At 38.6% G+C, this 12,140-nt stretch carries 8 protein-coding genes; 2 read left to right on the forward strand and 6 right to left on the reverse strand.

The window, feature by feature from the left end; genetic code table 11:
• Positions 1-9: 9 nt before the first annotated feature.
• The 4 genes from I573_RS01195 to I573_RS01210 all read right to left on the reverse strand — a co-directional run bounded on the left by I573_RS01195 (position 10) and on the right by I573_RS01210 (position 4,487).
• Positions 10-837 carry a YveK family protein gene (locus tag I573_RS01195; RefSeq protein WP_016184738.1) on the reverse strand — a complete coding sequence of 276 codons (828 nt, stop codon included), beginning with the start codon at positions 835-837 and terminating at the stop codon, positions 10-12.
• 26 nt (positions 838-863) lie between these two features.
• Positions 864-1,811: an LCP family glycopolymer transferase gene (locus tag I573_RS01200; RefSeq protein ID WP_016184739.1), complete on the reverse strand. Its 948-nt coding sequence runs from the start codon at positions 1,809-1,811 to the stop codon at positions 864-866.
• Positions 1,812-1,850: 39 nt separating this feature from the next.
• Complete coding sequence (locus tag I573_RS01205) at positions 1,851-2,939, reverse strand: hypothetical protein (protein ID WP_016184740.1); 1,089 nt, start codon at positions 2,937-2,939, stop codon at positions 1,851-1,853.
• A 351-nt stretch (positions 2,940-3,290) separates the two neighbouring features.
• Positions 3,291-4,487: a 3D domain-containing protein gene (locus I573_RS01210; protein WP_016184741.1), complete on the reverse strand. Its 1,197-nt coding sequence runs from the start codon at positions 4,485-4,487 to the stop codon at positions 3,291-3,293.
• Positions 4,488-4,814: 327 nt separating this feature from the next.
• Here I573_RS01210 and I573_RS01215 point away from each other — a divergent pair, with 327 nt between their 5' ends.
• Together I573_RS01215 and I573_RS01220 are read left to right on the forward strand one after the other, a co-directional pair.
• Positions 4,815-6,530 carry an ABC transporter ATP-binding protein gene (locus tag I573_RS01215; RefSeq protein WP_016184742.1) on the forward strand — a complete coding sequence of 572 codons (1,716 nt, stop codon included), beginning with the start codon at positions 4,815-4,817 and terminating at the stop codon, positions 6,528-6,530.
• Entirely contained in the window at positions 6,527-8,278 is a 1,752-nt protein-coding gene (locus I573_RS01220; RefSeq protein WP_016184743.1) for an ABC transporter ATP-binding protein, read from the forward strand. The genes I573_RS01215 and I573_RS01220 overlap by 4 nt, the downstream gene beginning before the upstream one ends.
• 41 nt (positions 8,279-8,319) lie before the next feature.
• Here the strand turns inward: I573_RS01220 and I573_RS01225 are convergent, their stop codons facing one another.
• Positions 8,320-10,710, reverse strand: coding sequence for an immunoglobulin-like domain-containing protein (locus tag I573_RS01225; protein WP_016184744.1), 2,391 nt, complete (start codon positions 10,708-10,710; stop codon positions 8,320-8,322).
• Between the two features lie 147 nt (positions 10,711-10,857).
• On the reverse strand, positions 10,858-12,045 hold the full coding sequence (locus I573_RS01230; protein ID WP_016184745.1) for a glycoside hydrolase family 3 protein: 1,188 nt from the start codon (positions 12,043-12,045) through the stop codon (positions 10,858-10,860).
• Positions 12,046-12,140 lie beyond the last annotated feature (95 nt).

Genomic DNA, 12,140 nt, shown 5'->3' on the forward strand with positions numbered 1-12,140 from the left:
CTTGTCCTCCTATATTCTTGAACGATTTCTTCTAGTTGATTTTGTATTTTTTTCTTCTACAAGGTTTTCGTTAACTATATTTTCGCTTGTCGTTGCTTTCCTAGTACTTAACTGCGTAGCAGCTAAATTTTTAGCTTTTTTAATATAATTTGCAATATCTTTTTCTGAGACTTCTGGTACTGTACCTAAAATTGTAAATCCTAATTCTTCTACAATAAATTGTGAATCCTTAACAGTTCGATCCATCAATTCAGCAATCATCGCAAATACCATCCCTAAGCCTATACCAACCAACATTCCAAAAATTAAAAATAACTTATGATTAGGTGAAACAGGATCAGTATCCACTACTGCATTTGAAATAATTGTTATACGATCTACATTCAATACATCTTTTGCGTTTTCTTTAAAAATATTTGCTACTGTATTCGCAATGTTTGCTGCAGATTTAGCATTTTGACTTAATGATATAATTGAAAACATCTGCGAATTTTGGTTTTGAGCAATCGAAATGGAATCTTTTATCTCTTCTGGACTCATTTTCATATTGTAGTCACTTTTAAGTCTATTTTCTACTTGATTTAAAACTAAATCACTTACTATAAAATCTTTATACGTATTAATCATTTGAAGATTACTATTTACATCATTTACATTCGTATTTTCAGTTTGAGGTAGTGTAACAACTAGTTGCGCTTGTGAACTATATTTCGGCGTAATAACAAAGAAAGTTATTGCTGCAGAAACTCCTATGCCAACTAATCCCCAAAAAATTATCATTTTAATTCTTTTTAATAAAATAGAAAAAAGTTGGTTTAAATTATATGTTTGGTCCATTTTTTAACGTTCTCCTCTTAATTGAATTATTCCATAATATCTAATTGCTTATCTAATTCTTTTTTGACACGATCACGTTCAGCTTGAGAAACTTCTTGATAAGATACTCCATCTTTCATGAAGCCTTCACCTTGTAATTGATCCATCTCAATTTTTCTGAACGAATCACGATATTTTTGAGCTAAGCTTACCATTTCGTCGAAACTCAAATCAGTTTGAATAGCATCTCCTAATGAATCTAGTATACTCTTATATCTAGTCACATTATTAATATCAATCGCTTTATCGGCAATTGCGGCAATAACTTTTCGTTGACGTTCTTGACGACCATAATCTCCACGAGGATCCTCATAACGCATACGAGAATATTTCAAAGCTTCCTCGCCATTTAATTCAATTTTCCCGTATTTAAATGTTGATCCTTCATAAGTAAACTCAAGTGTATTGTTAACTTCAATTCCACCGATTTCGTCTACGATTGTTTGAATCCCAGCCATATCGATTGAAATATAATGATCGATTGGTACATTTAGTAATTTTTCAACTGTATCCATAGACATTGCCGGCCCACCAAATGCGTAAGCGTGGTTTAATTTATCTTGTGTTCCATGCCCCACGATTTCAGTATAGGTATCGCGTTCTAAGCTGACAATACGAGTAGATTCTTTTCTTGGATTAACCGCGACAAACATCATCGAATCTGAACGACCTTGATCAATTCGTCCAAGATCTCCAGTATCGATTCCCATTAATAAAATACTAAAAGGATCGCCATCTTTTACTTCAACATCACGAGTTGGGTCAATTTTATTTTTGCGATTAACTTCATGATAGGTTTTGTCCGCTGCACCTTTAACATCAAAATATACTTTCGCGCTTACTCCACCAACAATTACTACAAGAGCAATCACGATGCCAAAAACCGTCCACATGATTTTTTTTCCAAGAGAACTTTTTTTACTTCTTCGTGCCATGATTCTTCTCCATTCTTTTTATAGTTACTTGATCTAATATTAAGAAGCTTGATTAGTTGCTTGTGTATCTTTTGCGCCATCTACTGCTGCACCTTGAGAACTTGTGGGTGTCTCAGAAGATGGTGTTGTTTCTACTGGTGCTTGTGATGACGGCGTCGTACTTGGTGTCGTCGGTTGTACTGGTGTTACCGGTTGTTGATAACTTGGTGTTGTCGGTTGTTGATACGTTGGTGTTTCTGGTACATACACCGGTTCTTCATAAGTTGATTCTGGTGTTTCTACAACTGGTTCCGTCGATTCCACCGTACTCTCAACTGTACTTTCAACAGTTTGTTCGACTGTACTTTCGACAACAGGTGCTGCAGCTAGTGCCAATTGGTTTGCGATTTCAGTGGCTGACGCCGCTAATTCTGCTTGAACTTCTGGGTTCTTCACTTTTTCGATCTCGACTACCAGATTCGCCTGAGCTTCAGCTGTTGCTTGTTCGCTGATGACACCGTTAGGCAATAATTCTTCGATCGTTTTACGAATCGATTTGATTTGATTGATTTGGTCTGTCGCACTCTTTAAATACTGATTCAAGATCTTAGTCCAGTCATCGTCTGATAAGTTTTTCATTTGCTCTTTGGCATTATTGACGGTTGTGTCTTTGATGTCGGCTTTAATATAGGCATTCTCATCAAATTTTTCCCAATCGGTAATCGGTTCACTAAATAGATCTGTTGTTGCATTTTGTGTAGCCAATTTCTTTTGGGCGATACTGATTTGTTCGCCTAATTCTGATTTACTTTGATTAAAGGCTTCGATCTGTTGCGTTAGTTTCTTATCTTTGACATCTAAGCGACTGTTATCTGCTTTGATATCCGATAATTTTTTAGACACCACGTCGATTTGTTCTTTCGTTAAATCTTTTTTCAAAAAAACTTTTTTGTCAGAAGAGTATAAGCCATCCACTAGTTTTTGGACTTCTGGTAATTGTTTTTTCTCTTGATCGATCAGTGAAATCACATAATCCACATTTTGTTCATTTTGACGGTCCGCATTGACTTTATATCCTACTGCCACCACTCCGACTGCTACGATTCCAACTGCGATTACTCCAATAGTAGATTTTACATTTTTTGCCATAAGATGGGCTTCACTCCTATATCTGCTGTGTTTTTTTATTTATGTATCAACTCTAGTGTTACTATGTTATGTAAATCATAATTTACACAATCACAATAAGACTACAGAATTATTCAAAAGAAGTCAAAACTTTTTCGAAAAAAATAGATTTTCAAGTATTTTGTTCGAATATTGGGAAATTTTTAGAATTTTAGTGGTTTTTGTCATCAATTTCTTTGAAGTTTAAGATGGTTTTGACTCGCTAGGTAAAAGAAAAATATATTTCGTTATTTTTTCATATTTTCTTCACATTTATTGCTTGAAAAAAGTACCTGGCCACATGGGCCGGTACTTTTTAGTATCATGTCTACGTTAATTTAAAATCGTTACTTTCACATTGAATTTACGTCCCCAAGCTGTACATTGCTCCACTGTTGGGAAATGGACGTCGATGATATTGCCTTTGATCGCCCCACCTGTATCGGCGGCGATCGCTGTACCATATCCTTCAACATTGACGATCGACCCAATTGGGATCACTGAAGGATCTACCGCGATCACTTGAGGATTTTGTCTCAAGTCGATTCCGTTAAAAGTAAAATTCGAGCTGCCTGGTTCTGCGCGAGAATATGCGGTGGCTTGGACATACACGACTTTACCGTTTGTTGCGGGCGTTTCAGTCGCAGGTGTCTCTGTTGGCGTACTCGTTTCGGCTTTTGGTGTTTCGGTTGGTTTTGTTTCAGTCGCTACCGTTTTTGTTTCTTCTTTTGAAGTTTCGGCTGTTGCTTGTGCAGCTTTTTCACTAGCTTTTTGGGCAGCTGCTTCTTTTGCTGCTTGTTCTTTTTGCGCTTCTTCTGCTTGTGCTTTGGCTTGAGCTTCTTGTTCTGCTTTTTCTTTAGCCGCACGTTCTGCTTCTGCTTTAAGTCTTGATTCTTCTACTAGTTTGCTACTTGCGATCTGTGCAAGTTGATCTTGCTTGTCTGCTAGTTCTGTTTGTAACGCCGCGACTTTTGTATCAAGTGTTTGTGCTTTATCGGTTAACTCTGCTTGATTGGCTTCAAGTGTTGTTTGCGTCGTTTGTGCGTCTTCTTTCAAGTCTTCAAGTTTTTGTGTTGCTTCATTTAAACTGTCGATCGTTGCTTTTTCAGATTGTTGCATCACCGTAATGGCATAGACTCCGTTAACGAAATCTTGGATACTTTTTGCATTCAGCAACATTTCAAGTTTGCTTTCACTTGCTTGATTGATTTGGATACTTTTCAAGCGCTCTGCGACAACTGCTTTACGTTTTTGAACGGTTTCTTGTGTTTTTTGGATATCGGTCGTTAACGTCGCAAGCTTTTCTTGATTGTCTGCAATCTGTGTTTGTAAGTTTGTTACTTGTTGATAGGCGTCGTTGACTTCTGTTAACGCTGCTTGAACCTCCGTACTAATTTCTTGGCTTTGTTTTGTTACTTGTTCTTCTTGTTGGTTCAACGTGTCTAATGATTCCGCTTGAATCATCGCTGGTGCAATTAGTTGAATCCCCATTACCGTAATTACACTCGCAAGCAAATGTTTTCGTTTCAAACAGCCCGACCCCTTTCATTTCATATCTCTTTGTTATTTTATACCGGTTCATTTCTAACGTTTCCTATTATACCCAATGTTTCACATCTATATATGACAGAATTTTTACAGATTATTACGTTTTTGTGTATTTGATTTCAGTCATTACCAATGAACAGGTTTTCTTAGATTTATTTCATGTCACTGACATCTTAACGTAACATAACCGTATTTATGCAAACTAGGTTGAAATCTTTCTTTTATTTACATTTTTTAGTACACTAAGATTAGCGTTTTTCTATTGCACTATTATAATAGAAGAAAAACTTTATTTTTAGGAGGTTTTTTATGTTTGAATTGTTCGCCCATGCGCGAAATTATCGCAAGCAGCTGATACTAGGACCCTTTTTTAAATTCTTAGAAGCTGTCTTCGAATTGATCCTGCCTTTGCAGATGGCTCGTTTGATCGATGCTGGGATTCGACAAAATGATTGGAACGAGGTCATGCGCATGGTCCTTTGGATGGTCGCGATGTCAGTCATTGGGCTAGTTTGTGCTGTTATTTGTCAATATTATGCTTCGATTGCGTCACAAGGATTTGGTACGGAGTTACGGAATCAATTAATGAAAAAAATCAATACATTATCACATGATGAGTTGAATCAATTTGGTACGGATACCTTGATCACTCGTATGACCAATGATATCAATCAATTGCAACTGGCCCTTGCCATGTTGATTCGGTTAGTCGTTCGTGCTCCTTTTTTAAGTATCGGTGCAATCATTATGGCGTTCTACATCGATTGGCAAACTGGATTACTCTTTTTGATCGTCTTGCCGATTTTTTGTGTGATCTTATATTTGATCATCTCACGCTCTGTACCGTTATATAAAAAAGTTCAAGAACGTTTGGACCGTTTAAATGAATTGGTCAGCCAAAATTTAAGCGGAGTTCGGGTGATTCGTGCCTTTTCACGTACGAAAGAACAAACGACACAATTTAATGAAGCCACTGATTCACTAAACCGTGTGTATTTACGTGTAGGGAATCTTTCTGCTTTATTAACACCTGCGACTACGATGTTGATGAACTTTGGGATCATTATTTTGTTCTATCTAGGTGGACTTAAAGTCAATAGTGGAAATCTAGAACAAGGTGAACTACTTGCTTTAGTCAACTATATGAATCAAATGTTACTTGCATTGATCGTTGTCTCAAACTTAGTCTTGATCTTCACTCGTGCAGCAGCTTCTGCCAATCGTGTCAAAGAGATCTTGAGTGTTGAGCCAAGTATCGTATCGACTACAGATACAAGTGCCAAAACGAGCTTAGCTGGTGGTGTCGAATTTAAAGAGGTCGATTTTCGTTATGGTCCAAAATATGGCCTTGCGCTAAAACAGATCAACTTTACCGTAACACCAGGTACGACTGTGGGGATTATTGGACCTACAGGGAGTGGAAAATCGACTGTTACCCAATTGATCCCACGTTTTTATGATACAAGTCGTGGCCAAGTCTTACTGGATGGGATCGATGTGCACGATTTTACATTAGAAACCTTGCGCAGTGAGATCACTATGGTGCCACAAACAGCAGTGCTATTTAGCGGGACGATCCGCGAGAACTTGCAGTGGGGGAAAAAAGATGCCACGGATGACGAATGTTGGGAAGCATTGACGATCGCGCAAGCACGTGAATTTGTTGAAGGCTTGAAAGACGGATTAGATACTCAAATTTTTGAAGGCGGAAAAAACTTCTCTGGTGGTCAGCGTCAACGCTTGACGATCGCACGCGCCATTATTGCGAAACCAGCTATTTTGATTTTAGATGATTCCTTAAGCGCCTTAGATTATCAAACGGATCTATTGTTACGTAAAGCATTACAACAATTAAATGGTACTGTCATCATCATTTCACAACGCGTACGATCGATCCAACAAGCTGAACAGATTTTAGTGATGGATAGTGGGGAGTTGCTTGCTCAAGGAACTCACGAAGAATTGATGGCGACATCTGTTGAGTATCAAGAAATCGTTGCATCACAAGAGGAGGAAACGGAATGAATGCGAAAAAAACCGATTGGACGGCGTTTCGCCAGTTCCTTCCCTATTTAGGAAAATATAAATTAGAAAATGGACTTGCCATCTTACTTGGAATCTTTAATGGTTTAAGTGCAGTCTTGATGAGTTTAGAGATTGGGCGCGCGATCGATCAAATGATCGGCAAAGGACAAGTCGATTTCCGTGGGTTAACACGTGAATTGATCTTCTTTGCGATCTTGATTCTGATCAATGTGATTAGCCAATGGTTGATCCAACGTTTAGGTAACCGAGTGGCCTATGGTGCAGCCAAAGATCTACGTGAAGAAGCCTTTGAACATTTGAATCGTCTGCCACTACGTTATTACGACCAAGAGGCACACGGGAGTATCGTCTCTCGTTTTACTAACGATATCGACGCGGTATCCTTAGCGGTATCGAGTGTCTTTAATCAGCTGTTTTCAGGTGTTTCGGTCGTGATCTTAGCTTTATTTTTAATGTTTCGAATGAGTACGACGCTAGCAATCGTTGTTCTTTTATCGACACCGATCATTTTCTTTGTCAACTGGTCGGTCGCAAAAGCATCGCAAGCCAACTTTGCCTCTCAACAACGTATCGTAGGTGATGTGTCGAGCTTTGTCACCGAAATGGTGGGCAATCAAAAAATCGTGAAAGCCTTCAATCGTGAAGCAGTCAATCAAACCAATTTTGAAACGATCAATGGTGAATTAAATGTCAAAGGACAAAAAGCTCAGTTCTCTTCTTCTTTAACGAATCCCTTGTCACGTTTCGTGGATCATTTAGCCTATGTGGCTGTCGGTGGTGTTGGTGCTTATCTGATGCTTTCTGGCAATACACTGGTGACGATCGGGATCATTTCAAGTTTTACGATTTATGAAAGTCAATTTACAAAACCTTTTATCGAGATCTCTGGGATGATCACACCGATCCAAACCGCTTTAGCAGGTTTGCGTCGGACGTTTGATCTATTAGCAGAGCAAGAAGAAAGTGTTGAGCCTGTCGTAGAGATGGAGATGCCTTTAAAAGGTGAGATCACCTTTGATCACGTAGACTTCAGCTACGTTCCTGAACAAACATTGATCCAAGATTTTAATTTTGTCGCAAAACCAGGCGAAACGATCGCAATCGTTGGGAAAACGGGTGCTGGAAAATCGACATTGGTCAACTTACTGATGCGTTTTTACGAAGTTACAGCAGGTACCATCTCAATTGACGGTACACCGATCGATCAAATGAATCGTGATCAGTTGCGCCAAGATTTTGGAATGGTCTTACAAGAAACGTGGTTATTTGATGGTACCCTTTATGATAACTTAACGTACGGTAATCCAAATGCTTCTGATGAACTGATCGAACATGCATTAAAGAAAACTTATATGCATGAATTCGTCGAACGTTTGCCGCTTAAATTAGATACTCCGATTGGACATCAAGGGTTGAAAATCTCTGACGGACAACGTCAATTGTTGACGATCGCGCGTACGATGATCAGCCAACCGACGATGTTGATTTTAGATGAAGCCACAAGCTCGGTCGATACGTTGACCGAGAAGAAAATTCAATCGGCCTTTTTAGAAATGATGAATGGTCGGACTAGTTTTGTGATCGCACATCGCCTATCCACGATTCGCAATGCCGATAAGATCCTTGTTATGGATTCTGGTCAAATCGTTGAACAAGGAAGCCATGAAGAACTTTTAGAACAAAAAGGCTACTATCACGATTTGTATCACGCACAATTTCAATCGTAATATGAAAAACCACCGTTCGAGATACGAACGGTGGTTTTGTTTTATCTATACAAATCATCTACTGCAGCAAATGAATAAGCGTACTGTGTGTAGAATCCAAAAATAGCATTACCCACTTGATTGATAAAAAAATTATCAATATAGATTCCGCCTGTATACCAATTAAAATCTTCAGTAACATTTCGCAGATGTCCCCATTTATCATCATTGTCAATAGATATATATTCTTCTAAAATCAGTTTAAAGAAACTATCTGCCAGAGCTTCTGGTGTCACGTCTTTATTAGGTCCTCCTACTAGAGGTCGAGGAAACAAATTTTCACCACTACCATTATTATGAAGAAACAGTGAGCTAAGTTTGTCTAACGCTTTATCAGAAGTATGATTCATTTTTATATGTGAGTTCATCGCATGTTCGTAGCTATACGCATTTTGATCTTCTGAGATTCCTGGTGCTTGTAAAGATTTGAGATCTAATAATAATCGATATTCGTTGATATTTTGTAGCATTCTCGCACGATAACGTCTATTCACTTCTTTTATACCGGTTAATTGACTATATTTTTCTGGTCCAATATATATTTTTTTCGGATTTTGTTCTAGCTGAGCATAAACTGTTGCGATCGTTTGATTTTTAGTTCGATATTCATTGTTGATGATTTGTGAAATCGTAGTAAAGTTTGCATATTTTTGATCAGTAACTATTTTAGGTATTCTTAATAAAGATGAGTGTGCTGCTTGAGCGATTTGAGTTTTAGAAAGAGTTTCATAGCTATTATTTTGTGCGCTGGATAATTTTTCTTGTGCTTTAGCTTGAGCAACCAGCTGATTGATTTGGGCAATCGATTTTGCATTATTGATTTGATCTGTATAGGCTACTTTTTTGGCATAGTCAAAATTGACTGCATTTACGCTCGTAACCGCCTCTTTCTTTGCGGCTTTTAACGCTTGTTCTTGTTTTGCCGCTGCCTCATTTTGATCAGATTGTGCTTGTGCATTCGCTACGATTTGATTCACTTGTTCAACTGATGTTGCTTGATTCAATTGCATTGTATAAGTCGTTTTTTGTTCATTAGTCAGGTTCATACGACTTAACTTTTCGATTCCTGAAGCTTTAGCATCCCCTAAGCGCTGGGCTTGTTGTGCTGCAGCTGTATTTTTATCTGATTGTGTCTTTGCTTCCGATACGATTTTAGTAATTTGTCCACTTGAAGTTGCCCCATCGAGTTGATTGGTGTAGCTTGTTTTTTGAGCATTCGTCAAGTTTAAATTGGCTACTGTATTTTTACCAGCACTTTTGGCTTCTGCCAATTGTTGCGCTTGTTGTGCGGCTTTCGTATTTTGATCAGACTGCGTTTGTGCATTGGTCACTATTTTCTTGATATCGGCACTTTTTTTCGCGTTATTGAGTTGATTGATATACGTGTTTTTTTGTGCAGCCGTCAAATTCAATCCATTCACCTTGGTGATAGCCTCTTTTTTCGCAGTGGCTAATTGTTGCGCTTGTTGTGTTGCCGCACTATTTTTATCTGATTGTGTTTTAGCAGCTGCACTTACTTCGTGCACTTGCGCTACTGTTTTCGCACCTTTGATTTGATTGATATATTGATTTTTTTGGGAAGTCGTTAGTGTGAACTCATTTAATTTCGAAATAGCAGATTCTTTGACGATCTTCAATTCATTTGATGGATTTTCTACTTTTTTAACGGTGATCTTACGTGTGACTGTCGTCGTATTTTTTTGACCATCTACCGTACTATAAGTCAACGTATAGACACCTGGTTTAGCTAAATCTACTGAACCACTTACTTTTATTGATAAGCTATTCCCTAGAAAATCTTTTGCTGCTACTCCTTTTAAAGGATCGAATTTTTCCGCCGATTGCTCCACAGTCGTATCACTTGCACCGGTTAAAGTTGGCTTTACTGTCTTCATCCCATACCAAGCAACTCCCTCATCTTTCCAACCCGATTGGATCAACATCGCTTGCTCTGCACTATTTAATGTGTAATTATGACTTCCTGCTTTGGCATTCGTATTATAAGCACGATAAAGTTTTACTCCTTGGCTGTTTTCTGAATACCAGCCAATCCCTTCGTCTTTCCACCCCACTTTCACTAAAGAATCCTTTTCAGATTGATTCAATGTATAATGGTGATCACCTGCATTTTTGTTATACAAACGATAGACTGGTGACCCTTTTGAAGGTGCAAACCAACCGATTCCTTCATCTTTCCAACCTACTCTAACCAATTGCTGCTGCTCTTGTGTATTTTTGGTATAAAAATGTTCGCCATTATTTGGATTATACAGACGATACATTGTATATCCTTTGACTTCGGCTGCTGAGGTCGCTTCAGCTAAATCCAATACGCCAAGCATCATAAGCGATGTAGTCAAACCAACTCCTAAAATTTTTGCGCTCTTTTTCATTATCTGTTCCCCCTTTAATCAACTAAATAACTATTGAGAATGTCACTCCAATCATTATTTTTCAAATTATAGCATGTGAAGTATTCACATTATGAATAGATTCTATCCAGACAAAAAAAGAAGCACAGCATTCACTGTACTTCTTGCTTAATTCGCTAATAATCCTAAATCTTGTTTCCATTGTAGTACACGTTTAACGGAAGCATCTAATTGGCTTTCAGGATAATCGCCATTTTCAACTGCTGCGATGACGACTGGGATCTGTACGTCATAACTTGACGACATCACCAAATCATTTCCTGCTTGCAGCGCTTTTAATCCTGCTTCATCTTGCGAGATAAAGTCGGCAAGTCCGGCCATGTCCATATCATCTGTCATGATCACTCCGTTAAAATGCAACTCCTCACGTAAGATTTTATGCACTACAGGTGAGATCGATGCCGGTTCTGTAGGATCGATACTTGATACGATATTATGACTAACCAAAATACTATCTGCCCCGGCTTCGATCCCCTTGGCAAATGGGACAAAATCGACTTGGCGCAACTCTTCTAGTGAACGCGTATCCGTGACGATCTCTACGTGTGAATCACGATTGTCGCCATAGCCAGGAAAATGTTTCAAAGTCGAACCAACTTTTTCTTCTTTCAAGGCTTTCGTTACTGCGGCAACATAATCCGCTGTTAATTGCGCATCTTGGCCAAGCGTGCGATCATAGATAAAGGCTTGAGGATCTGTGGCGACATCTGCGACGGGAAATAATCCTGCATTGATGCCATAACTTCTAAGCGTATCTGCTTTTTGCTTCGTATCTGAAACGATCGCTGGAATCCCACCTTGAGCATAAAGCGTTTGTGGTGAAGCAAATGGTTCGGTTACGAGTTGCGGATTGGTACTTAAACGACTAACCAATCCACCTTCTTCGTCTGAACCGATCAGCATCGGAATCTTACTGGCTTGCTGGTAACTTAAAATCTTATCTTTTAATTGACGTTCCGTTAAGCCTTGAACATCGCGGCCAAATAAAACATAACCACCTAGATCATATTCTTTGATATCTTCGATTTGTTGGACATCCGGTACTCGTGCAAAAAATAACTGTCCGACTTTTTCTTCAACCGTCATCGCCTGTATTCGGTCATCGATCGTTTTGGGTTTTGATTCACTGCTAGTCGTCGTCGTTTCGCTACTGCTCGTACTTACGACTTGACTTGATTCTGTAGTGGGTGTCGTTGTTTGATCTTCATGCATAAAGTACCACATTCCTCCAATCAAAAGGACAAACACCAGAACGAAACTCATAAATATAAGTGCTTTGATTCCATTTCCTTTCATGTTGCTCTCCTTTATTCTTGTTTTCCCTACACTGCTTTCGGGTTTATTATACATGACAAATGCACACAACGCTACAACACAAAGAAACGAAATGG

The organism is Enterococcus sulfureus ATCC 49903 (assembly GCF_000407605.1).
GTDB classification, from domain to species: domain Bacteria; phylum Bacillota; class Bacilli; order Lactobacillales; family Enterococcaceae; genus Enterococcus_G; species Enterococcus_G sulfureus.

Bases quoted from the DNA above. Each gene is read 5' to 3' on its own strand.
- I573_RS01215 (WP_016184742.1), top strand. From the start codon at position 4,815: ATGTTTGAATTGTTCGCCCATGCGCGAAATTATCGCAAGCAGCTGATA.
- I573_RS01200 (WP_016184739.1), bottom strand. From the start codon at position 1,811: ATGGCACGAAGAAGTAAAAAAAGTTCTCTTGGAAAAAAAATCATGTGG.
- I573_RS01195 (WP_016184738.1), bottom strand. From the start codon at position 837: ATGGACCAAACATATAATTTAAACCAACTTTTTTCTATTTTATTAAAA.
- I573_RS01230 (WP_016184745.1), bottom strand. From the start codon at position 12,045: ATGAAAGGAAATGGAATCAAAGCACTTATATTTATGAGTTTCGTTCTG.
- I573_RS01225 (WP_016184744.1), bottom strand. From the start codon at position 10,710: ATGAAAAAGAGCGCAAAAATTTTAGGAGTTGGTTTGACTACATCGCTT.
- I573_RS01205 (WP_016184740.1), bottom strand. From the start codon at position 2,939: ATGGCAAAAAATGTAAAATCTACTATTGGAGTAATCGCAGTTGGAATC.
- I573_RS01220 (WP_016184743.1), top strand. From the start codon at position 6,527: ATGAATGCGAAAAAAACCGATTGGACGGCGTTTCGCCAGTTCCTTCCC.